Consider the following 26,838-nt stretch of genomic DNA (forward strand, 5'->3'; position numbering starts at 1 on the left):
CCGTCCCCTCCTTAACTCAATTGTTGTACATGTCTTGTTACTTTAGGCTGATAGCTTCGCAGTTTTTGCATCGCCGAGCCGTGATGTTCAGGGTATACTTCTATCATTTCTTCCGGTTTTTCCTCCGGCTCTTCCGCCTGTTTCATCATGACGAACTGATTCAACGGGCCGCCGAGCAATCGTTCAAGCGCCGCCATTGCTTCCGGCGCTTCAATTGATCCGACTCCCGCCTGTTTCATCCGTTCTTGATAGTCGGCAGATGATACGATTCCGACACTGCCCCAGTAGCTCCAATTCATCACTGCCGCCGAATACGGCCGAACTTGAGCCAAATGAGCGGCAAAGGCATCTTTGAAACTGCATCCGGCAGCATAATTGCTTTGTCCGGCCGCTCGTGCAAATGATTGAACAGATGAGAAGAACAAAGCAAAGTCCAGCGGCTCATTTTGGAACACGCGGGCCATATTCACGCTGACATTGACTTTCGCAGCGAGCACGCTTTTCAAACGGCTTTCCGGCATATTTGCCAGGCTCTGATCCTCTAAAACAATTGCGGAATGGATGATTCCGTTAATTTGCGGGTGCGTGCGTTTGATCGTTTCATACGCCTGTGTGAGCTCATTCGGATTTGCCGCGTCAGCTTCAATATAAATCGGCGCCGGGCCGAATTGGCTGAGTCTGTCGATTTTTTCCTGAATGGCGCTGTTATGTTTTCGTCTGCCGATCCAAACGACTCGCGCCTGATATGTTTTCACGGCATATTCGCTCCATGCCTCGCCGATGCCCCCCGCACCGCCGATGACGACATAAACGCCGCCTTTTTGGTAGGCGGGCCGGCTTGACACCGGCTGCTGTACAGGAATGAGGCGCTGTTTGTACCAGTGATTGTTCCGGTACGCCCATGTATTGCCTTGCTCATCAAACGGCGCTGAGAACAGCTCCGCCTTTGAAACGTCTTCCGGACAGCCGGCATCAATCAGCCTTGTTTGCCAGTTCGGATATTCTTTTGCGAGCGAGCCGACCAAACCGTGAATGCCTGCATGAGCCGGATCAATAATGTCCGCCGGCTGTACGGACTGTGTTTTTATTGTGACTGCAGTCAAGCTGATTCGCTTGCCTCCATATTCTAAAGCAAGCATGGCCTTAATCACTCTGTACATCTGGATGACGCCCGCATCCTGAGCTTTTACCATGTCATCAGCGCTGTGAAAAGGAGCGATCCATACGATATGCCCGAAAGACCCTGTTGCTTTCAGTTCAGCCGCAACAGCCTCTATTTCATCCTCCGGGGTGATATGAAGCCGTTTCGCAGAAGGATGATGCAATTGAAAAGCCGCGCTTTCCTCATCCCCCGCGATAAAGACAACCTCTTCCGTCTTATATGCCGGGCTTTGATCACGGAATTCCGCGAGATCCCACACCGGAGCCAGAAGGTTTGCTCCATTTAATGATGTTTCCGGCGCGGGGCCTTCCATCATTCTGGAAGAAATCCCTTTAATTCTGACACAGACCCGGCCTGTCTCATCGCATAAGTCAATGTCCATACGCTGTATTTTTTCATCCGTTCCCCGGGAGCTGACATACGCCCACATGCTTGTCGTGCACGGGCTGAAAATGTCCAGTTCTTCAAGGGCGAACGGCAGTGACAGCTGGTTATCATCTGCGTGCAGCTTCAGACCGATTGTCGCTTGTAAAGCTGAATCAAGCATACACGGGTGAAGAACGTATTGATCTGCCGTTTCTTCGAGGAAGGAAGGCAGCCGGAGCTCAGCCAATGCTTGATTGCTTCCGATATGAATCTGCTGAATTCCTTGTTGTCCGGGACCGTAGTCAATGCCGATTTTGCTGAATAAGCCGTAACACTGTTCAGAAGTCAGTATACTGAGGCCGCATTGAGCTTTCAGTGCGCCTATATCACGGTGCGGAGCCTCCCCGGCGCTGAGAATGCCGGCAGCCCCCTGACAGTGTATCTGCCTGCCGCTTGCTTCTGTTTGTGAATCCGTGTAAACGTCATACACGATTTCACCGTTTTCCCTCGGGTTCAGGCTGATTTGCGCTTCAATCGGGCGGTTTCCCGCTTCGATCGGCCGAACCCAAACGATGTTTTTCAGGCGGGTGACAGATGGACGTTCCTTTTGCCCTTTGACTGCCTGAGCAACCGCCGCCCTAGCCATTTCCAAGTAGGCAACGCCCGGCATAACCGGCTTGCCCTTAATAAGATGATCGGTGAAAATCGTCTCTTGTCCCGTAAATTCGGATCGGTACCGCTGCTCTGTTAAATCTGATACATTTTCGTGAAGCAGCGGGTGCAGCACCCGCGACGTCGGCACAGCTTGCGGTTTCTCTGCTTTCGGCCGATTGTCCGTGATCCAGTACCGCTCTTTCGCAAACGGGTAAGCAGGAAGACTCATCCGTTGAGGCTTGATATCAGAATATAGGCCGTCCCATTTGATATCCGCGCCCTGCACCCATAATTCCGCAAGCTTGTCATTCTCTCGGCGGCTTATCAGCTCTTCGATATCCGCCTCGCCGTTTGCACCTGCCAGAATGGATTTCAGGGAGGTTTTACCCGCTTTTCCTTTATAAATGCCCGCTATATCATAACGTCCTTTCGCACAGCTCTTTAGCTTGTCCCGCAGTTCTTCGGCCGAGGAAGCGATAATGGCCGCTCTTTCTTCCATGGCATCACGCCCCTGCTGAAGCGTGTAAGCAACATCGGCAAGATCCGCATCCGTAAAAGAAGCTTGCGCCAGCTGCTGCGCCTGTTCCTGCAGACGTTCTTCTTCTTTGGCCGACAGCACAAAGATTTGAGGGTGTGTGAAAACAGCTGTTTTTCTTTCTTCCTTCGGGATATATTCTTCAATGACGACATGGGCGTTTACGCCGCCGATGCCGAAAGAACTGATTCCCGCACGGCGCGGCAGATGATTGCCGTTTTCGTCTTTCAATGCCGTCCATTCTCTTTTTTCCTGTACGATGTAAAACGGACTGTCTTTCAGCTTGATATACGGGTTGATGACCTCGCTGTGGAGGCTTTTTGCAAGTGTTTTATGCTTCATCTGCATCAGCACTTTGATCACACCCGCGACACCGGCTGCCAGTGACAGGTGGCCGATATTGGTTTTGGCCGAACCCAGACCGCAGTGACTCGCGTAAACGGCGGAATCGCCTGTTTTTTCGTACAGCTTTTGAAAGGCGGATTTCAGGCCGTTGATTTCGACCGGATCGCCAAGCTCCGTTCCGGTTCCGTGCGCTTCTATATAAGTGACGGTTCTCGGATCAATGCCGGCTTTGTCATAAGCCGTTCTGACGACTTCCGCCTGGGCTTTCGGGTTCGGTGTCGTCAAGGAGTTCGCGCGTCCGCCGTGGTTGACCGCGCTGCCTTTAATGACGCCGTAAATATGATCGCCCGCTTTTTCCGCTTCTGACAGCTTTTTCAAAAACAGAATTCCGGCACCTTCACTGACGGCAAATCCGTCCGCCCTGTCGGAGAATGTTTTACATTTCCCTTCTTTGCTCAGCGCCCCCGCTTTGTCATAAGCAATGTGGCCTTGCGGAGTGACGACGGTATTCACGCCGCCGGCGATCGCCATATCGCAGTTCCCGTTTTCAATGGCGCATACGGCGTGATGAATCGCGACCAGCGAGCTGGAACAAGCCGTGTCGATCGGTTCACTCGGCCCGTGCAGATTAAGCATATAGCTGACGCGGTTCGGTCCCGCTGACGGACTCATATTTGCGGCTGACGCACCGCCGATATCCAAGTCGGAAAACAGTGAGCCGTATCCGGTATTCCCCGTGCCGATATACAGGCCTGTTTTCGTGCCGGAAAGGCTTTTAGCGGAATATCCCGCATCTTCTATCGCCTTCCACGCATACATCATTAACAAGCGCTGCTGGGGATCCATCTGTTCGGCTTCCAGCGGTGAAATTCCGAAGAACAGCGGATCAAAATCCGCAACTCCGTCAATAAATCCGCCCCACTTTACATTTGTTTTGTTGGCTTCATTAAGCGGGTCACCGTAATACTCACGCCAGTCCCAGCGATCCGCCGGCACCTCTGTTATACAGTCTTTTCCTTCTTCTAAGTTGCGCCAATACTCATCAATATTTGCGGCCTTCGGAAACACTCCGCTCATGCCGACAATGGCGATCGGTTCCGGTTTATATTCAGCCGCCGTCTGAACAGGCTGTACGGCAGTTTTTGCAAATCGTTTGTTCCCTGCCAGTCTGATGCCGCCATCATCTGTTACACCGCTTTGTTTTTCTTCTTTCGGCTGTGTGCTGCCGGCAAATTGTGTTTGATAGTCTTCTGCTAAATGATGCCCCAAGGCTTGAATCGTCGCATATTCAAAAAATACGGTCGGTGTCAGATCAAGCTGATAAGTGTCATTCAGCTTGTTGGCGAATTCCGTCAGCGTAATGGAATCAAATCCGTATTGATTGAACTCCAATTCGATATCGATTTCTTCAATGTTTATTTTCAGAAGCCCGGAAACCTCTTTTGCCAGCAATTCCTGAAGTTTTGCCGTCAGGTCTTTCGGCGCAGACGTTTCATCCGTTTTCTTAACCGGTGCAAAAGCGGCTGCAGGAGTCTTTTGAAGCAGCTTTTCCCGCATTACGGCGCGGTTTCCTTCCATGACGAGCACGCTTGTTTTCCCCATGCTCCATGCTTTGTAAAGAGCTTCTATTCCGGCCTCAGTGCGCATCGGCGTTACGCCGGTTCTTTTTTCGGTGAGCTTCGCCATTTCTTCATTGACTTGCATTCCGCCGTTTTTCCAAAGCGGCCAATTGACCGACAATGTGTGACCGTGGCGGTACATTGCGGTAACCAGCGCGTTGCGGTATGCCGCATAGCTGTCCATAAATGCGTTTGCCGCCGCATAATCCGCCTGTCCCGCATTCCCGGTGACGCCGGAAATGGATGAGAAAACGATGAAAAAGTCCAGCGCTAAATGCTCGGTTGCTTCATCAAGGTTGACAAATCCGTCCGTTTTAGGAGCCAATACACTGTAAAACTCTTCGGTTGTTTTCTTTGCGATATATTGATCTTTCATCACACCCGCGCTATGAATGATGCCGTGAAGGCCGCCATATTCCGTCTCAATTGTTTTGACCAGGTATGCCGCAGTTTGAGCGTTTGTTACGTCAGCCTGCCTGTATTCCGCTTTTGCTCCGAGTGATTCAAGCGATTGCAGCTGCATCCGCTGATTCTCGCTTAATGCGGAACGGCCTGTCAAAACCAGTGTCGGCTCTTTGACTTTGCGGGCGATTTCTTTCGCGAAAATAAAGCCTAAGCCCCCGGCTCCTCCGGTAATGAGATATATGCCTCCGTCGCTCCACGGAATGCGTATTTTGCCGCCGGACACGGCCGTTTCTTTGACATCTGCGCTGTATCGGATGCCGTTTTCATATTTGATATGGCCGTCATCAGCCCGTGTTTTATTTTCTCTGATGATGTCTGTGATTCTGCCGTTTTCCGCCGGTTCTATTTCAATCAGCTGGGTTTTCAGTTTTTTATGTTCCAGGCCGGCTGTTTTTAACAAAGCTGAAATGCCTGAGAGCAGCTGATGCTTATCTGTTTTAGAGAGAACCGTCTGGATGAGGACGTCTCCATCCGTCTCTTCCTTCAGCAGTTTTTGCAGCGTCTCCAAAATCCGTCCTGTATAATCACGGAAGCGCGCCGCCGCTTTCCCGTGCCGGGAGGTCATTTCAATACATTCAGCTCCCGCGGCTTCAACGGCTTGTTTTAATCCGGCGTCTGTGTCACAAAGTATTACGATATGCCGGGCAAAAACCGGTTCCGTTTGAGTAGCAGTTTCATCGCTTCGGGTCCATACCGGCTCAAGCATGAGCGTTCCCGGAGCTTTTTCTTTTTTCTCAGGTTCTTTTTCAGCCATTCTGAATGACAAACCTTTCAGCCTTACGCAAACCTTGCCGTTTTCATCACAAATATCAAGATCGCGTTTTTCAACCTGGCCGGCTTTGTGGTCTTCAGAAAGTCTGGCGTAAACCCACATCTCGGCAGCGCATGCGCTGAATACTTCAAGCTCCTGAACCGCAAACGGAAGCATCAGTTTTTCATCATTTGTTCCGGTTAATATGCTTGATGCCTGCAATGCAGAGTCCATTAAGCCCGGATGCATGACATACTCCTGTACCGTGTCCGCACAAGCCGCATCAAGTGACAGTCTGCCCAATACGAAATCATCACCTGTATAAATCGCTTTGACACCCCGGAAAGCCGGGCCGTAATCAAAACCGATTTTGCGGTACATATCGTACACTTCATCTGCAGAAAACGGTGTCTCGGCGGATTGTGATCTCAGCTTTTGGAGATCAATGACCGGAGGCTCGGCGTCAGGGCGGACTGATACTGCCCCTTGGCTGTAAACGGACGGCTGATCTGTTTCCCGGCCGCTGTAAATGTCGAATTGAACGTCATTTGCCGTTTCAGGAATGAGACGGATGTTGACATGAACCGGCTCGTCTTCAATGGTGATCGGCCGCACCCAAACCGTATTCTTAAGCTTGACGTTTCCTTGTCCGGCCGGAACTTCAGATGCCTGTTCCATTGCTGCGCGCGCCATTTCAAGATGTGCCACTCCCGGTAAAATCGGTACGCCTTTTACAACATGGTCCGCAAGGTAAAATTCTTTTCCTGTATAGATTGAACTGAACCGCTGTTCTGCAAGGTTTGAAGTATTTCTGTGCAGAAGCGGATGAAGCGTGTCTTGTTTTCCCGCAGATACAGTGCTTGTTTTTTCGTGTTTTCCGGTGCTTTTTGCCGCCCAATAGCGGTCTTTTGCAAAAGGATACGACGGCAGGCTCATGCGTTTAGGCGGACGGTCTCCATACAGCTTCGCCCAATCGACGTTCAGCCCTTTGACCCATAATTCAAGCAGCTTCGCGTATTTGCCGCGTGCCATCCATTTTTCAACGGCTTCTTGAATTTCTTCATCTTCCGTCAGCATTTGCAGCGTGCCTTTGTCTATTCTTCCTCTGTACAAGTCCGCGTGCTTATCTCCAGTGATAAACTGTGACAGTTTTTCCTGCAGTTCTTCTGCAGATCCGGCAATAACCGCCAGGCGTTCTTCCATGGCGTCCCTTCCGATTTGGAGGGTATATGCCATAGAAACGAGGGAGGATTGATCGTACCGTTTTTCAGTAAGCGCACGTTTCAGCTGTTTTGCCTGCTCTTTCAGGCGTTTTTCATTTTTGGCGGACAGAACGAAAAGACATGGGTCGATATGAAAATCATCTGCTTCCTCTCTGTCTTCTGGAATGTATTCTTCGATGACGACGTGGGCATTCACGCCTCCGATGCCGAATGAGCTGATGCCCGCGCGGCGAGGCTGTTCGTTTCCGCGTTCGTCCGTCTGCGTCTTCCATTCCATTGTCTCCCGCACCAGATAAAACGGGCTGTCTTCAAGCTGAATGTACGGATTTACCGTCTCACAGTGGAGACTTTTTACTAGTGTCCGATGCTTCATCTGCAGCAAAATTTTAATAATGCCCGCTGCTCCCGCGGCAAGGGATAAATGGCCGATATTCGTTTTGACCGACCCTAAGCCGCAATAGCCGGCCGCTTTCTCTTTTCCGTCTGCAAACGAGCTGAACGCTTGTTTCAGGCCGTTAATTTCAACGGGATCTCCCAGTTCTGTTCCGGTGCCGTGCGCTTCGATATAAGAGACTGTTTTCGGATCAATGCCCGCTTTTTTGTATGCGGCTTTAATGACTTCCGCCTGTTGTTTCGGGTTAGGCGTTGTTAAAGATGCCGCGCGGCCGCCGTGATTCACCGCGCTTCCTTTAATGACGCCGTAAATATGGTCCCCATCCGCCTCAGCGGCTTTCAGCTTTTTGAGGAAAAAGAGACCGGCTCCTTCACCATGGGCAAAACCGTCAGCCTGATCAGAGAACGTTTTGCATCTTCCTTCTTTACTCAGCGCGCCCGCTTTATCAAAGCTGATATACACATCCGGAAGAACAATCGTATTGATTCCTCCCGCCAAAGCCATGTCGCACGTTCCTTCTTCAATTGAAGAAACGGCATGGTGTATGGCAACGAGCGAGCTTGAGCAGGCGGTATCAATCGGTTCGCTCGGCCCGTGCAGATTGAGCGTATAGCTGACACGGTTCGGTCCGACAGACGGACTTGTATTCGCCGCGGATGACCCTTCAATCGCCGCATCGGTCTTGGCTAAAAGCGAACCGTAGCCGGTATTTCCGGTCCCGATAAACACACCTGTTTTTGTGCCTGAGAGACTCTTTGACGCATACCCGGCATCTTCGATCGCTTTCCACGCGTACGTCAGCAAGAGGCGCTGCTGAGGGTCCATTTGCTCCGCTTCCCGGGGTGAAATCCCGAAAAATAATGGATCAAATTCAGCAATTCCGTCAATAAACCCGCCTTGGTTGACGTTTGTTTTATTGGCTTCTTTTGCGGGATCCCCGTAATAGTCCCGCCAGTCCCAGCGGTCTTTCGGAATCTCGGTCATGCAGTCTTTGCCTTCTTTCAGGTTCTGCCAGAAAGCTTCAATGTCTTCTGCCATCGGGAAAATCCCGCTGATGCCTACGATTGCGATCGGTTCCGGCCCTTGGCCCCGCTGCACTGTCTGCGGAAGTGTCTCAGGCAGAGTGCGGCGTCGCTTAACGGCAGGGCGCATGATTTGAGTCTCTTTTACCGGTCTTGCCGATTGAACCGTTTTTGTATTTACCGCAAACCGTCCGGCAAATTCCTCTTCGTATTCACTGATTAAATGAACGGCAAATTCATGGATTGTCGGATGATCAAAGAAAATCGTCGGCGTTAACGTAAGCCGGTACGTTTTGTTTAACTGGTTCGTAAACTCAGTCATCGAGATAGAATCCAGCCCGTATTTTGTCATTTCTTCATGAGGATCAATTTTGTCAATGTTTACTTTTAACAGTGAGGCCGTCTGCTGTTTTAACAGATGCTTCACTTTTTCAAGCAGGCTGTCAGCATCAATGTCATGACGTACGCCGGTCTCTGCTTCCGGATGATCATTCTCTTTGCGGAACAGTTTTGCTTTCATGTGTTTCACATCTCCTTCAACAACCGTCATCCGGGCTGTCCCGCTCATCAAGCCTTGATATAAAGCCTTGATGCCGGCATCTGTGCCGAGCGGTGCGATTCCCGCCTCCTGCATCAGCATATCTTCCGTCTGCTTTCCTGCCTGCATTCCGCCTTCTTTCCATAACGGCCAGCTGACAGAAAGCGTCTTTCCGTATCTTTGTCCTGCGGCTTGTAAAGAACGGCGGTACTCGGCATACATCTCCATAAAGACATTTGCAGACGCATAATCAGCCTGGCCGACGCTTCCAAGCACACCTGATAAGGATGAAAAGACAATAAAGACATCTAATTTCTCATGTTGTGACGCTTCATCAAGATACACAAGGCCCTTCACTTTCGGAGCGAGAACGTGTTGGTATTCCTCTGCCGTCTTCTTCACCATGTAGTTGTCTTTTATAATGCCGGCACTGTGAACAATCCCGTCCAGCTTGCCATGCCGTTTGCGGATATTGCGGATCAATCGGTATACTTCTGCTTCGTCCGTGACATCGGTCTGCTCATAGAAAACAGAAGCGCCGGCAGCACGTACTGTTTCCAGCATGTCTTTCTGCTTTTCTCTGAGAACGGATCGGCCGGTTAGTATGATGACGGCGTCTTTTGTACGGTTTGCGATCTCTTTTGCAAAGATCAGACCTAAACCTCCCGCACCTCCTGTAATGAGATAAACGCCTTCGTCTTTCCACGGAATGTCCGGCTCCGCTTGAGAAATATCCATCTCTTCCCAATCAGCGGCAAAGCGCTTGCCGTTTTCATATTTCACATGGACGCTTTCGGCATGCATACGGTTTTCGGACGCTTTTTCCGCTATGCCTTCAGCACTTTCTTTCTCCTCGGCTTCGATCATTTGACAGATCAGCTTGGAATGTTCAAGGCATGCGGTTTTGAAGAGGCCGGTAATGCCTGAGAACACCTGCTGTAAGCCTGCTGACCGCGTAACAGCCTGAAAAAGAACGCTGCCCTTCGGCTTGCTTTTCATTATGGTTTTGATATGGTCAAACAGCTGGCCCGCATAAGAATGATACCGCTCTGCAATAGATGCGGGACGATCGTCCAAGATAATGACGCTTGCATGTTCAAGCTTTGCTTCCACGGCCTGTTTTACGGCTTCATCGTACTCACAAAGGAAAATAATATGCTCTTCATACGTTGGCTCGTGGTCCGCCGGTTCCGTCTGCTCTTTCCAGATCGGTTCAGCGAGCAATGTGTCCGTACGGCTGACCGAAACGCTGGCACCCGCGTTTTCTTCCATGATCCGTGTTGAGAAACCTCTCATCCGCACACAAAGCCAGCCGTTATTGTCATATAGATCAATATCGGCTTTTTGGATAGGATCGCCGGCTTTATTGTTCGCACTGAATGTGACGTGCACCCACATATCATCAGCGCACGGATTCAGAACGTCCAGCTCCTCTAAAGCAAACGGCAATGCGGCTTTGAATGGTTCCCCGCTTTCTGCAAGCAGCGCTCTCGTCACGTTTTGCAAATATTCGGCGGCCTGAAGCGCACCGTCCATCATACTCGGATGAAGGATATAATCAGCTTTTGTATGAGAGACGGATTCAGGAAGCTTCAATTTAGCAAGCAGCCGGTCTTCGCCTTTGTATACAAGCTGCACCCCTTTGTATCCGGGCCCGTAATCAGCGCCGATCATTCCTTTGTAAAACGCTTGAGATTCGATTGTTCCCTGCGTGCACCGGCGCTTCAGCTGCTCAATATCCACCGCTTCCTCCGGTTCCTTCCGGATGATTTCAGCGATGCCCTGATTATAAAGAGGAGCTTCTTCACCGATAGAATCGTTACCCCCGTACATTCTGTATTGAATCTGTCCGTCCTCTTCTTCATAAAGTCCGATATGGACACGGACAGCCTCCTGATCGGCTATCACCGGACGGACCCATACAATATTCTTTAAGCGCAGGCCCAGAGATTCCTCTGTTGCCCCGCCGATGCTTTTCTCCGCCGCGGCCCGTGCCATCTCAAGGGTAACGGCAGCCGGCACGATCGCCATTCCTTTAATGATATGCTCAGCAATAAAATACTCTTTTCCCGTGAATTCCGAACTGAACCGCTGCTCCTGCAAGACGGATGTATTCTGATGTACCAGCGGATGCAAAAGTTTGGTATCCGTTTGCTTCACCGTTTCCTCCGGCCAGAAGCGCTCCTCTGCGAACGGGTAGGTCGGCGCACTGATTCTTTGCGGCGCGGAATCCGGATACAATAAGCCCCAATCGACACGCGCTCCTTCAACCCAGAGCGCCGCGAGTGCTTTCAGCTTTTCATCCCGTGTCTGACATGCCGCAAGCTCTTCCATCTCCTGAGCTGACACTTCTCTGCTTCTCACTTTTTCGCCCCGTAAGATGTTTTGGTCATTGCCGTTGATGAAATCCTGCAGCTGACGATTCAAATCGTGACGATCATGACTGATAAAAACGGCTCTCTCTTCCATCGCTTCACGTCCGGTCTGATACGTAAATGCCAGATCATGCAAGGAAACATCGTTTTCGGCTTCATCCAGAAAGCCGGATAAACAAGATGCATAGGCAGTAAGACGCTGCTTATTTCTCGCTGACAGCGGAACGATATAAGGCGGCTGTCCGTCATTTGATCCGCTGATCGTTTTGTTTTCATACTGTTCAAAAATGGCGTGTGCGTTTGTTCCTCCGAGTCCGAATGAGCTTAACGCTGCGCGGTGCGGCGTCTCTCTCTCCGGCAGCGGTTTTCTCTTATCCGCCACATAAAACGGCGAACCGCTGAATTTGATATTCGGATTCGGTGACGTGTAATTAATGGTAGGCGCCAGCTCCCGATGATATAAACTCATAGCGACTTTGACGCACCCGGCCAGACCTGCTGCTGTATCCAAATGTCCGATATTCGTTTTTACGGAGCCGATCCCGCAATACTGCTCCCGGTCCGTGTAACGTTTATACACTTGCTGCAGCGCGGACATTTCAATCGGATCACCCAATGTCGTTCCTGTGCCGTGCGCTTCGATATAGGAAATCGTCTCCGGGTGAATATTCGTGCTGTCTAAAACATGCTGGATGACGTCAGTCTGACCTTTTACACTCGGTGCGTAAAAACCGACTTTATCCGCTCCGTCATTGTTCAGACCGATGCCTCTGAGCATGGCGTATATGTGATCTCCGTCCTGAACGGCTTGTGACGCCTTTTTCAGCAGAATGACGGCCGCTCCTTCTCCGCCCGCCATACCGTCGGCTGAAGCATCAAATGCCTTGACATGCCCGTCGCTTGAAAAATTCAATCCGTTTTGGTGCACATAGCCGATGCTGCTCGCTGCATGCAGAGTTGCTCCGCCGACGAGCGCGTATTCCGATTCTCCGCTCGTTATGCTTCTATAGGCTGAATAAAGACCGACTAATGATGATGAGCAATTGGAATGAACGAAATAGCTTGGCCCTTTTAATCCGAGCTTATGGGAAACCATCGTCGGAATCGTGCCGCTCTGCGCTAACACCCATGACACATAGCCGTCGGGAGATTCATGGCCTTCTGTCGTTTTTTCCGGCAAAAGCGACCGATACGAATTATTGCTTGCCGACATATATACGCTTGTCTTCGGAATCTCTTTCGATACATATCCCGCGTCCTCGACGGCTTTCCAAGAATGAAGCAGCAGAAGCCGAAGCTGAGGATCCATAAATTCTGCGTCTTTCGGAGAAATGTGAAAGAACTCAGGGTCAAAGAGATCTTTTCCTTCTATCGTCGATAATGCCGGCACATAGTCGGGATTTTCGATCAAATCTTCAGGCACGCCGGCTTCCCGAAGTTCTTCTTCCGAGTAGAACCGGACGCTTTCCTTTCCTTCTCTTAACTGCTTCCAAAACTCATGATGATTTTTCGCGCCGGGGAACTGGCAGGAGATCCCCACTATCGCCACACTGTCATCAAAGTAAGACGGCACCCCGTTTTGCGGTGTTTGTTCTCTTTCTCTCTCATCTTGGCCGGGCGCCACTGATTCAGCCGCCTGTTTTGTTTCAACAATAAATCGGCTGATCGCCTGAATGGTAGAGTGTTCGAATAAATCAGTGACGGTAAAATCGCATTCCAGCTCCTGTTTAATGCGTTCTGCCGCCGCAACAGCCAGAAGCGAGTCGCCTCCCACATCGAAAAAGCCGTCTTCGATTTTGATGCCCGCCGTATTCAGAAGGTCTTCCCATATTGCGGTCACTTTCGCTTCCGCTTCTGATAACGGCAGTCTGCCCGTCTTTTCAGACCGGTGAACGATTACCTTGCGCTGTTTTAGGTCTTTGCGGTTCACTTTTCCGCTCGGTGTTAACGGCAGCGCATCCAGACGGATAAAATGGGCAGGCGCCATATAATCCGGCAGACTCGATAAAAGATGGTTGCGGAGCGCTTTTTCGTCTGCCGTATGACCGGAGCGGGCCGTATAATAAGCAATCAGCTTTTTATGTCCGTTCTTTTCCTGAACCACAACCGCCTGATCAAGAATGTCCGGATGTTCGCTCAATTTCGTTTCAATCGCTCCCAATTCGATGCGGAAGCCGCGAATTTTCACCTGACTGTCAATCCGGCCGGCATATTCTATATTTCCGTCAGGCAGCCATCTGGCCAAATCACCTGTCTTGTAAAGTTTTTCTCCTTCACTAAACGGATTATCAATAAATGATGCCGCCGTCAGCTCAGGCTGATTGTAATAGCCTCTGGCCAGACCGGCGCCGGCCACGCAAAGCTCCCCGGCCACACCGTCAGGGACGGGGCTGAGCTTTTCATCGACGATATAAAGCCGCGTATTGTGAATCGGTTTCCCGATCGGCGTATTCCTGCTTGTGATTTCCTTTTGGCCGCAGCTGTAGTAAGCGGCATAAATGGATGTTTCCGTCGGGCCATATATATTTTCAATTCTGGCATGTTTGAAGATGGAAACTGACTTTTTAACTAAATCTTTCGGAAACGCCTCTCCGGCCACCATCACATATTTCACAGGGCCGTCTTCTGTAAATGCCGTATGCCGCTTTACCGTTTCCAGAAATACATTAAACACGGCGGGCGCAAAATTCAGATGCGTGACCTGGTGGGTTTGGATATATTCCATGCAAAGCTGCGGATTTTTTTCTGCACCAGGCGGCAAAATGACAAGCCGTCCGTTTCCGATAAACCAGCCGAATAATTCAGAAATCGAAACGTCAAATACGTAATTCGTTTTTAACAAATAGGCATCCTCTTGTGCGACCGGATACTCAGCTTCCAAAAACTGCAGCGTATTCATGATGGCTCTGTGCTCAACCATGACGCCTTTCGGTTTTCCCGTGCTTCCGGACGTATATAGAATATAAGCGAGATGATGCGGTTTTGAACGCGGCGTCAGTTTTGCCCCGCTGACAGAACGTCCGCTGTTTTCAATTTCCACCGTGCTTACACCGCCGATGGCCAACTGTTCAATCATGCCGCGCGTCTTTTCCTGCGTTAATACGATTGACACGCCGCTGTCAGTCAACACGTGCGCCATCCGTTCGTTTGGAAAAGCCGGGTCCAGCGGTACATACGCGCCTCCCGCTTTTAAAATGGCGAGGATGCCGATGACCATCTCAAAAGAACGCTCCGTACAAATGCCGACCGGGCATTCCGGTGTGACGCCCTTTTCTTGCAGGTACACAGCGAGCGCCGTGCTTCGTTCATCTAATTCGCGATATGTAAGACTGTTTTCACCGAATGTGACGGCTTCTCTGTCAGGGTGGCGTCCGGCTTTTTCCGCAAACACTTCATGAATGCAGCGCTCATTCGGCTGATGGGATGAACGGCTTTCATCCCGTTTTTGATTGAGCAGGCCGGAACAGGCTTCAAAAGCGATCTCCGGATCAGAAAGCACCTTTTCTGCCAGTTTCATATAATGCTCCGCCATTCGTTCGATGAAAGAAGGGCTGTAGACATCCGGGTTGTACAGAAATTGCAGGACGGTTCCCGTTTCTTTTTTATAGACTTCAAGCGCAAGCTCAAATTCGCCTTCCTGATGAATGTCTTCTATCATTTCAATGCCGAGTGATTGATATAGTTCCGCCAGCTTTTCCGCTCCTTCTGTCCAGAAGAAGTTTTGATAGAAAAACGCGGTTTGAAAAACAGGCGACACCGCAGGCGAGCGTTCCGTCTTCAATTCTTTGACAAGCGCGGGAAACGGATACGCGGCATGGTCCAGCCCTTCTGCCAGTGTCAGCTGCAGCTCCTTCAAAAACGACGTAAAAGATTTGGCGCCCGTCTCCCTGCTTCTGACCGCGATCATATTAATAAAGTATCCGATGACAGACTCAAATTGAGCCTCAGAACGCCCCATCGTCGGCATGCCGACGATGACATCTTCCTGATTCGTATATTGATAGAGCAGTCCTTTGAAAATAGCGAGATACACAACGGATTCATTGACATTATTTTTTTTGGCGCAAACTTTAATCTGCCGGTTCAGTTCATCAGGAAGCAAGCGCTGATACGCCTGCCCTTTGCACGTTTGAACCGATGATCTCGGATAATCCGACGGAAGCTCAAGCACCGGCAGCGGTCCTTCCAGCTGCTTTTTCCAATAAGAGAGATGCGTTTTTCCCGCTTCGCTTTCCAGCAGCTCTTTTTCCCATTTCACAAAGTCATGATAATCTGCGGCCTGCTGAAGCATGACAGGTTCTTTGCCTTCACTTGCTTTTACATAAGCGTCCAGCAGCGCCGACATAAACGTCATAAGAGAGACGCCGTCAAAAATGATATGGTGAATGGTGATTAACACAATCGGCTCCCGCTTCGCCCGCCGGAATACTTGAACACGCAGGAGCGGCCCGGTTTCAAGCGCGAACGGTTCTTTTGCTTTTTCTTTAATAAACGAAAGAGCGTCACGCCCGCTTAATTCAGAAAGATCCATTTCTTCAATCGGAAAATGCCGATCCGTATCTTCTATCTGATACGGAAGGCCGTTTTCCTCTTTTATCACACTGGTCAAAATAGGGTGCTGGCGCTGCACGGACAAAAGGGCGTTTTTGAATGTCTCGATATCCAGCTTTTGAAAACGAAAGCATAACGGAATGTTATATGCGCTCATCTCCGGAAACATTTTCTGAAGCATCCACAAACCTTTCTGGCCTTCAGAAAGCGGACGTTTTGCAGTTGTCCGCTTGAAAGCCTGAAGCTTTTGTTCTACTTCAGCGATGGTGAGCGTTCCTGATCTGTAGGCATCGAGAAGTTCTTTATGATTCATAGGTCTTACTCCCTTCTATGATGTCTTGCACTCTTTTAAAATCTAATGTCCCCTCAGAGACCTGTTTCATCATGGCGATGATCTCCTGATCCGTATACTCCTTGTTATCCGGAGCGGCGGCTTCTGTTTCGGTTTCTTCCGTTCTGTAAAACGTTTCGATCGTTTCTTTGTGTTCTGTCAAGTAATAGCTGATGACGTCTCCGAGCGTGGCATAGCTGTAAAATAACGCCGGAGTGACTTCAATGCCGTAATGACTCGTCAAAAGAGCGGCAAATTTGGCTAAATAGATGGAATCAAATCCGAATTCCGCCCAGTTTTTATGCAGGACGAGTTTATCTTTCGATATTTTCAGCAGACTGTGTATCAGCTCTTTCAAATCCGCTTCGAGCCGTTTTTCTGCGCTTTCTTCCGGGATGCGGCGGCTCACGGTTTCCAAAAGCGCATCCGGTTTTGATGAATCGTCCCGCCGTATGCCTAAAAATCGTTCGGCACGGCTTCTTTCGCCGGCAATGACAAGGCACTGGGTGTTGTCTTGAGAAATGACGCGCTCAAATAGCTCAATGCCTTCATCTGTTTCTAACAGGCGCTGGCCGCTTGATTTCAGGTACATGCCCGTCGTCTCTTCACCGCCGACGGCCATTCCGCCGTTTTTCCAGACCGGCCAGTTGATGACAAAAGCGTTTCCGCTTTCTGATTGTTCGTTTTTATAGTTGGCATACGCCATTTGGAACCTGTTCGCGACCGCATAATCACAGCAGCCGAAATCTCCTAAAACAGCCGATGTGGATGAAAAGTAGCAGATGAAATCAGGCGTTTCGTTTTTCAGCCACTCGTCAAGAAGCAGGCTTCCGTTTATTTTCGGTTCAAGCGTACTGCGGAAATTCCCGATTTCATTTTCAAAGACGGATGTTCTGCTTTCGATGCCGGCCGCATGAATGACGCCGTGAATGGCTCCGAATCGTTCTTTCGCGCGCTTGATGCAGTCGCCCATTCCGATCGGATCACAAACATCGGCTTCGGCGTAAAGAACACCTGCGCCGAGATTTTCCAGGTCTTTCATTTTTTCTTTCTTTTCTTCATTGATCGGCGACCGCCCCGTGAGAATGACATTTGCCTGGTAGTTCCGGGCGAGATGGCGGGCAAATAAGTAGCCGAGCCCTCCTAATCCGCCTGTAATGAGATATGTTCCGCCGGTTCTGATCCTGCCGTTTTCTTTCGTTAGTCCGGTTGGTTCGGTGTGATAGACATATCGTTTTCCCTCTTCCAAGAAAACGGTATGGTCTGTTTCAGCTTTCAGCTCGTCCCAAATGGTTCTCATCCAGTCCGTTATGGCCGCACCGGCTTTTCTGAAGTGGCCGGTAACACTTGTTTTCGGGAGAACAATGCCGAGCGAACGCTCAAAGCCGATCCATGATTCCAAGTAGCACCTTTCCAGACCGGATGCATATTCCCCCGCCAATAACAGCCTTTCCGGCTGCAGACCGGTCTCAGCCATTGCTTGGAGAATATGGACGATACATGAATAATCTTCGATGCAGCTTTTATCTTCAAGCGCCCATAAATACAAAATGGCAGAAGCTTCACCGTACTCTTTTTGAATATCCGCAAAAGCGTTCACATATGATTGCGGATCTTCCCGCACCACTTGGCAGCGGCCGGCGGACAGAGCCTCATACCGGTCTCCCTGAGCGATAAAAATAACGTCAATGCCACTGTCATACGATTTGATCACAGAGACGGCTTCCTGCTGCTTCTTCTGATCAGATAAGAAAGAAATCACCGTTTTGATTCTCTTTTCTCCGGCTGCCGGCAGAGCCTGTTCTTTAAGAACTTCTCTAAAAGCCATTACTTCAAATTGTTCCGCCGGATCACTTTCATCAGCCGGCGCGTTAACGGGCGCTGCCTTGCTTTGTACAGGCTGCTGATGCCAGAAGCGTTCTTTCGCAAACGGATAAGCAGGCAGGCTGATGCGGGCCGGAGGACGGTCTCCGTATAATTTCGCCCAATCGATGTCCAATCCTTTTACCCAAAGCTCAAGCAGCTTAGAATATTTCCGTTTGCTGATCCAAGCGTCTATGATTGTTTCCAGATCATCATCCGCCGAAAATACGGCAAGCATCCGTTTGTTTTCTTCCGTGCCGTCACGGTGCAGTCCGGCGCTGTTTTGTCCGGCGATAAATCCATTCAGTTTTTCCTCAAGTTCATGAAGTGAATGGACGATAAAACCGAGACGCTCTTCCATCGGCACCCGGCCCGTCTGAAGAGTAAAGGCTATGCTCATAAGGTCGCTGCCGCTGTATCTTTTTTCACGGATGGCGTCTCTGAGCTGTTTTGCTTTTTCAGTGAGCCGTTCGCTGTTTTTCGCGGACAGGACGATGATGGCGGGCTGATCTGCCGGCGTCTCATCAGGTTCTTTGTCTGCCGTATATTCTTCTATGACGAGGTGGGCGTTTGCTCCTCCCGCGCCGAAGCTGCTTAACCCCGCCCTTCTCGGAAGCTCTTTGCCGCCGATGACGGGACGTTTCCACTCACCGAGCTCCTGCTGAACGGCAAACGGCGTATACGCGAAATCAATATTCGGATTCAGCTGTTCCGCGTGCAGGGACGGCGCAATTTGGCGGTCTTTGAGCTGGAATAGTATTTTTGTCAGACCCGCAATGCCCGCGGCGCTTTCACAATGACCGATATTTGATTTTGCGGAGCCGATGGCGCAAAACTGTTTATCTGTTGTATCCTCTTCAAATGCTTTCGTTAATCCGGCGATTTCAATCGGATCTCCTAATGCGGTCCCCGTACCGTGGGCTTCAATATAACTGACGGTGCGCGCCGGGACGTTTGCCCTTTCGAAAGCTTCTTTTATTAAGGCGGCCTGCGCATTCGGATTCGGAACGGTGTATCCGTTCGTTTTGCCTCCGCTGTTAATGGTGCTTCCTTTAATCACACCGTAAATGTGATCGTTATCGGCAATCGCCCGGTCCAACGGCTTTAATACGACCGCTCCTACCCCTTCTCCGTCGACAAAACCATCCGCGCGGTCTCCGAACGATTTGCACGTGTCGCCTGCGGAAAGCATGTTCATGACTGACAGATTCATATAATGGATCGGGTCGGTCACTATGTTTACGCCCCCGGCAATCGCACATTCGCTTGAACCGCTGTATATGCTCTCAAGCGCCAGATGAATGGCCGTCAAAGAAGAGGAGCAGGCTGTATCAACGGCAATGCTCGGCCCTTGGAAATCAAAAAGGTAAGATACCCTGTTGGCAATGGACCAATAGCCGTAGCCTGTCGGGTAGTTTTTGTTCATCGCGCCGGCAAAAACACCGATTTTTCTGCTTTGGCACAGGTTGTCAGGCGTATAGCCGGCATCCTCGATACTCGCATACGCCGTTTCTAAAAATAATCGCTCCTGCGGGTCCATTCGCTCCGCTTCCAAAGGAGAAATCTGAAAGAACAGCGGATCAAACTTGTCCATATCCTCAATGAAGCCGCCCCATTTCGTATAAATAGAGCCTTCTTTACCTTTCTCTTCATCGTAGTAATCCTGCCAGTTCCAGCGTTCCCGCGGGATTTCTTCTATGCAGTTTTTTCCTTTTTTAATATTAGCCCAAAGCTCAGCCGCTGTTTTTGCCTGCGGGTAGCGTCCTGAAACACCGATGATGGCCACGCCGCGAACCGAACTTTGCCGGACGGTCTCTTTGGCTGCCCGTTTTTCCCTCCGCCGCCAGTCAGTGCGAAGCGGCTTAGCAGGCTGTACAGCCTGCGGTTCTGGTGATGCCTTCCGTTCTTCCTGAACAGGCGTTTGTCCCGTCAGTTTGATCATCGCGTCTTTTTTCGTTTTGATTAAGTGAGCGACGAGCGCCTCAATCGTCTGATATTCAAAAAATAAAGTGCTGCTGACTTGGTCCAATACATTTCGTAACGCGTTTGTCAGCTGTACGACGACGATAGAATCAATTCCGTATTTTTCAAGCGGCGCTTTCGGATCAATTTGAGCCGGCGGAATTTTTAATGTTTCTCCGATTAACGTTTTCAAGTACTCGGTGCTTTTTTCTGTTAAAGACGTGTCGCCTTTTTGCACCGTTGTTTGCGCCTGAAGTTCCGGCGCATGTACTGCTTTTGGCGGAGAGGTCCGTTTTCCGGCCCCTGATTTAAGCGTTTTTTGGCGAACAATGCCGTTGCTTTTTGCCGCTATAATCTGATGGCTTAATTCATGTGCCGCTTCTGCCGGGAAGAAGACAGAATGCCAGCCTTCACTTTCTAACACGCGTTTCCAGCTTTCCGGATACAAGCCCGGGCACCCCGGAATACGAAGGGCAGAATCTTCATGCAGCCACCAGCCTTCAAGCAGTCCGAAAGTAATATGCGGGAACAGGCTGTTTCCCGCCATTTCATTTAAGAGCAGCAAACCGTTGTCTTTTAAAACGGCTTTGGCGTTTCTCAGCGTCTGTCGGATGTCTTTCGTCGCGTGGAGCACATTGGCCGCAACGACGATGTCGTATGCGCCCGGCTCTATGTCCTGGCCGGCAAGCGGCGCTTCTGCGTTAAAAAGCTTATACGTCAGATAAGGATTCCGTTTGCCGTATTCCGTCTCCGCATGCACGAGAAAAGCTTTCGATACATCGGTGTAACAGTATTCTTTTATATGGTTTTGATACGGCCTAAGCTTTTCAAATATGCCTGCGCTTGTGCCGCCTGTGCCCGCTCCGATTTCCAGTATGCGGATCTCGGCTTTTGAATGTTTGCTGATGTTTTCTTTCACATAAGCCGTTAATGTATCTGACAGGGCGCTGTTAAAGTAATCCGCGACTTGATTGTGCTTATAAATTCCTTCAACAAGTTCCATTGAAGAGTGCGGGAACATGATGTCTGTCGCCGGCACGTCTTCGCGCAGAATGTCCGGCAGTGCTTTAAGCATCGTCTCGGCTAAAACAGTCATCGCTTTTGTATCGGCGTTATTGAGCCATTCCTCTTTTTCCCGCTCCCATTTTTGCCATAGCGCGGCGGTTGTGTTTTCGGCTCGCGCCGACAGTTTATATGAATCCGCATTCCCTTCCAGATAGCCATGTTCCAGAAGGAAAGCGATCGTTTGATTGAGCCATTTTTTAAAGTATTCATGTTCGGGCTCATACGCTTTAAGGCTTTGCGGCGTCAGCAAGTCTGCTTCTTTAAGCTGGGCGATCAACAGCTGATACAGAAAATCATCAAGCTCCTGATGTTCAGCCTCTCTAACAAGACGTGCGCCGGGCGGAGCGACCTTCGGCTGTTGTGAAAAGACAAGCGGCTGAGGCGGATAAACGGAAATCTTTTCTCTTTCATTCATCCCTTCGACTGCGACCGGTTTTGTCGTATGAATGAAAGCCGCCTGATCAACCGGCAGCGTCATAAGGGTTTCAAGCGCCTCCATTGCAGCGTCCGGTTCGATTAATCCCAATCCGATCTGATCCATCAGCTGAATAAAGTCGCCGTCTTCAGCCGCTTCGCTGTTGCCCCAATAGCCCCAATTCATCACTTTGACCGGACAATTCCATGTCTGATCAAGTTCTTTCGCAAATGCGTCACTGAAAGCGCATCCTGCGGCATAATGGCTTTGTTTCACGTTATGGATAAATGCCACAAGCGAGGAGAAGAAGAGCGCAAAGTCAAGCGGCTCCCGTCCAAATACCTCCGCCATGGACACACTTACATCGGCTTTTGCCCGCAGCACCGATTTGAACTCTTCTGTCTTCATATTATTTAAGCTTTGCTCAGACAGATCCATTGCCGAGTGGATGATTCCGTTTATTTTTGTGTGGTGCTCTTTTATGAACTGATAAGCCCTCTCTAAGGAAGCACTGTCGGCGGCATCGGCGGAAACATATTCAGGCGCCGGGCCGAATGCGCTGAGCCGGTCGAGTTTCGCCTGTATGGAATCATTCAGTGTGCTTCTTCCGATCCAAATGATGCGTGCTTTGTAGCGGCGGATCATGTATTCACTCCATGCCTCGCCAAGATACCCCGCGCCTCCGATCACGGCATAAACCCCGCCTGTTTGGTACAGCGTGCCGTTTTTCGGCATATTGTCAAGCGGTATCAGTTGCCGCTCAAACAGTTGCTGATTGCGGTACGCCCAAATTTGACCGTTTTTCCCGGCAGAAAGACTGAGCGCCTCTTCGATCGGCCAGCTGCCGTCCGTTTCTGTGTCAATCATGCGGATATGCCAGTGCGGATATTCTTTCGCCATTGTTCCGGCAAGTCCGCTGACTGCGGCTTGTGACGGGTCGGCGCTGTCTTGATCCGAAAACGGCTGGGCATTTGCTGTGACGATGCACCAGTCCAAACGTTTTTCTCCGTACCCTAAGGCAAGTAATGCTTTCATCAGCTTGAACACATGAAGAACGTTTCTTTCCTGTTCTTTGAGGCTGTCCGCACTCTCAGCCTGCGGAGCAAGCCAAATGATTTGCTCCAGTTCTTTTTGTCCTTCAAGCATGTGCGTAAGAGATGTGATATCATCCGTACCTCTGATCGGATAATAGGAAGCGTTCGGCAGGTGTTCTTTTATGCGCGTATGTCTCGAATCCGTTCCGCCGAATACTGCCGTCTGCTTATCCACCGCTGCTTCCCCGGCTTTTTCAAGCGCAACAGGCTCCCAAGCCGGAATCAGCATTGTATGGCCGACAGGCGCCTCCGAGGTTTCTCCGCCCGCTGTTTGGCCTGTGTCAAGCGCCCGGACGGACGCGCCTTTCATCCGGACATAAACTGTACCGGCATCATCGCACATATCAATGTCAAATTTTCTTACGTTGTCATCTGCTTTGCTGCCTTCTGTGTACCGGATATATGACCAGATATGTTCAGGACACGGCCCGAACACTTCCACTTCCTGCATCGCAAACGGCAAAGAAAGCTCGTGGCTGTCTGCATCGTCATGTATCGATCGGACAAGCAGACCGACGGATGCGTGAAAAGCGGCGTCCATCATACTCGGGTGAAGCGTATACTGTTCTTTTTTGTCATGTACAGCTGCTGGGAGTGAAATACGGGCCAATAATCGGTCTTCTCCGATCAGCAATTGCTGTACGCCCCTGTATGCCTCTCCGTAATCCAGACCGATCTTCTCAAAAGCACCGTAACATTCTTCCGCAGTCACAATTCCTAAATTGCAGGAAGTTTTGACAGACTCGATATCAATCTGGGCGCTTCCCGGTTCGGTAATGACCGCTTCACCCTGGCTGTGAATAACCGGATCTTCGCCGTTTTCTGCCTCACTGTATATTTCATAGGTAATCTCACCATTATCTTCTGGGTAAAGGGCAATATGTATTTCCTTCGGTTTGTCTTCAATCATGACCGGCCGGACCCAAACAACCTGCCTGAGTGTGACGCTATGGTCTTTTTCCGTCACGGCAGCAGCCTTTTTGACCGCCTCTGCGGCCATTTCCAAATAGGCGACGCCCGGCAGTATTTTTTGTCCGTTGACGACATGGTCAGATAGGAAAAATTCATCTCCCGTAAAAAGAGACGTGAAGCGCTGCTGCGAAAAATCTGACGTATTTTCTTGTAAAAGCGGATGCAGCACTGTGCCTGACGGGCTTTTCTCCTGTTTTTTCTGCTTCGGAATCCAATAGCGTTCTTTTGCAAACGGATAAGTCGGAACGCTTGTTTTACGCGGTTTATCCGAACCGTACAGCTTATTCCAATCTACTGTTTTCCCTTCTGCCCATACCTCGGCAAGCCGTATCGGATCATCCGTCTCAGGAGCGGCTTCGCTCATCTCCGGCAGCTCAGCTTGTCCGCGCCATAAACCGGGGATGTTTTCGTTTCCTTTTACGAAATCATTCAGCTTTTGCTTCAAGTCGCGGATGTCATTTACAAGGAAGACAGCTCTCTCCTCCATTGCTTGACGTCCTGTCTGAATTGTATAAGCCAGTTCAGACAGCACCGTCTTTTCTGAAAGCGATCGGGCTAGTTTTTCCGCATAGGCCAGAAGCCTGTCTTTATTTCTTGCTGACAGCGGGATGAGTTTTGCTGCATCGTTCTCAGGTGCAGGCGCTTTTTGTTCAGGCTGAATGTATTCTTCTAAAATGATATGGGCATTCGAACCTGATGCACCGAAGGAACTGAGCCCGGCCCTGCGCGGATAATGTGTGACTTTACCGTTTTCTTCAGCTGACGGTTGCTTCCACGGAGCAGTCTGCTGCTGTACGTAAAAAGGAGATTCCTCAAATTTCAGGTAAGGATTTAATTCCGCAGAATGCAGTGATTTGACAAGCGTTTTGTGATGAAGCTGCAACGCCGCTTTTGTTAACCCGCTGATCCCCGCCGCTGATTCTGCGTGACCGATATTTGATTTGACCGAACCGATGGAACAAAATTGCTGATCCTGCGTCCCTTGGCTGAACGCTTTTGACAGACCTTCAATTTCAATCGGGTCTCCTAACGAAGTACCTGTGCCATGGGCTTCCACATAACTGACGGTCCGCGGGCTGATACCTGCTTTTTTCAGACAGGCCTTAATGACTTCTGCCTGTGCAGCAGGATTCGGGACGGTAATTCCGCTTACTTTCCCGACGTGGTTAACGGCGCTTCCTTTAATGACCGCGTAAATGCGGTCGCCGTCTTGTTCGGCTTTTTCCAGCGGCTTCAGCAATACCGCACCGACTCCTTCTCCGGAAACGTAGCCGTCCCCGCCCTCGCCGAATGTACGGCAGCGGCCGTCACTTGAGTGCATGCCCACGCTTCCGTAGCTGAGATATTTCGCCGGGTGCAGTGACAAGTTCACCCCTCCCGCAAGCGCGGCCTCACATTCGCCGCGGCGGATGCTCTCAATGGCCAGATGGACGGCGGTCAATGATGAGGAACAAACGGTATCCACCGCGATGCTCGGCCCGTGGAAGTCACAATAATAGGACACTCTGTTGGCGATCTGCGCATAATTCAGTGAAACCGGAAACGGATCAGTCTCAGATAATTGTTCTGCGCCGATTAAGGAATAATCTTTATGCATCACCCCTGCAAATACGCCGATCGGATGCTGTTTCTCCCCTTTATTTCCCAGCGTTTCAGGCGTATACCCCGCATCTTCAATCGTTTCCCAGCATGTTTCTAAAAACAGGCGCTCCTGCGGGTCCATCGTTTCCGCCTCACGCGGTGAGATTCTGAAAAACTGCGGATCGAAGCAGTCGGCATCTTCAATGAAACCGCCCCATTTTGATACTGTTTTTCCTGACGGGGACGTTACGTTTTTATATGTTTTCCAATCCCATCGGGACTTCGGAACTTCAGTGATGCAATCCGTGCCTGCCTTCAGGTTTTCCCAAAACTCCGCCACACTTTTCGCTTTCGGATAGCGGCCGGCCATTCCGATAATCGCGATGTCTCCGGTGTTTTTATGATGTTCTGGCGCGTCCGGCGCTTCAGCTTCAGACCGTGATGGTTCGGCTGCACGTTCCGCACATTCAAATGAAACGGTCTTTTTCAGATAGGCTGCGAGTTCTTTTATATTTGTATATTCAAAGAGAAGAGTGGGCGCGAGGTCCGCACCCGTCTTTTTATTGATATCCTGTACAATCTCAAGCAAAGAAGATGAATCCAGCCCAAGCTCATAGTAGCCTGCAAGAACGTCCAGCGTCTCCCAAGGCTGCCCAAGCTTATCAGCCAAAAGCTTCTTTAAAAACAGAATGATGTCTTTTTCATCTGCGCTTTCCGGCTCAGTTGCAGCCTGTTGATTCTGTTCGGCTGTATTCTCGTCTTCTTCGAACCGAACCGCTTTTCCCGTAATGTTTTTAAGCTCCGCCACCTTTTGTCCGGATCGGCTGAAGTACTCGATCGTCATCGTTGTGAGTTCTTTTTCCTGACGGACGCCGGAAGCGGCGATACGCGCCGTGCACTCAGATTGCAGCCTGTCGGCGGCCGTGAACGATTCATAATATAAAGGCAGATGAAGCCGGTTTGTTTCAGAAAGCAAACCGCTCGCCCCGATTCCGCTCGCATCCAAAAGTGCCGGATGGAATAAAAAGAAATCTTTTCCTTCTTCGCAAGAAAGCTCAGCCAGCATTCCGCCTTCTGTTTCGTACAATCGTCCGTTCGATTTCATCATGCCGGAATGAACCAAGTCATGATCCAGGCATCGGTTATACATGTCATCAAGATTCAGAGATCTGCCTGACTGCTTCACATCGCCGAAATCAATGGTTTCGTCAAATGTCACAGCGTCTCTTTTCACCATTTCAGCTGTCGCATATTGTATATTGTCTGACAGCTCGTCACCTTGCTGTTTCTGCCCTGAAAGGGAGATGAGCCACTTTCCATCTCCGCTATCAGAACATTGAATGGTCAGAATGATTGCAGCCGTTTCACTGACGGTTAAAGGCTGATAAATCGTAACGTGCTTCAATTCGAGCTCATTGTATACATAACCGTGTTCCTGAAAAACCTGATAAATCAAATCGATATAAGCAAGACCGGGCAATACCGCTTCACCAAAGACCTTATGGCCCTTCATGATGGGATGATCCAGTGAGATATTGATTTTTTCCGATATCAT

The 26,838-nt window shown here is 50.1% G+C and carries 2 protein-coding genes; both read right to left on the reverse strand.

Features of this window, described 5'->3' with window-relative positions; translation table 11 throughout:
• Window positions 1-11: 11 nt before the first annotated feature.
• Window positions 12-16,313 carry a non-ribosomal peptide synthetase gene (locus tag AC1RRX_RS10380; RefSeq protein WP_144464321.1) on the reverse strand — a complete coding sequence of 5,434 codons (16,302 nt, stop codon included), beginning with the start codon at window positions 16,311-16,313 and terminating at the stop codon, window positions 12-14.
• Complete coding sequence (locus AC1RRX_RS10385) at window positions 16,303-26,838, reverse strand: type I polyketide synthase (protein WP_144464324.1); 10,536 nt, start codon at window positions 26,836-26,838, stop codon at window positions 16,303-16,305. The genes AC1RRX_RS10380 and AC1RRX_RS10385 overlap by 11 nt, the downstream gene beginning before the upstream one ends.

It is taken from the genome of Bacillus sp. GW821-FHT11D08, from assembly GCF_058808515.1.

Coding starts and splice junctions, on each gene's coding strand:
- AC1RRX_RS10385 (WP_144464324.1), bottom strand. CDS start 26,838: ATGATATCGGAAAAAATCAATATCTCACTGGATCATCCCATCATGAAG.
- AC1RRX_RS10380 (WP_144464321.1), bottom strand. CDS start 16,313: ATGAATCATAAAGAACTTCTCGATGCCTACAGATCAGGAACGCTCACC.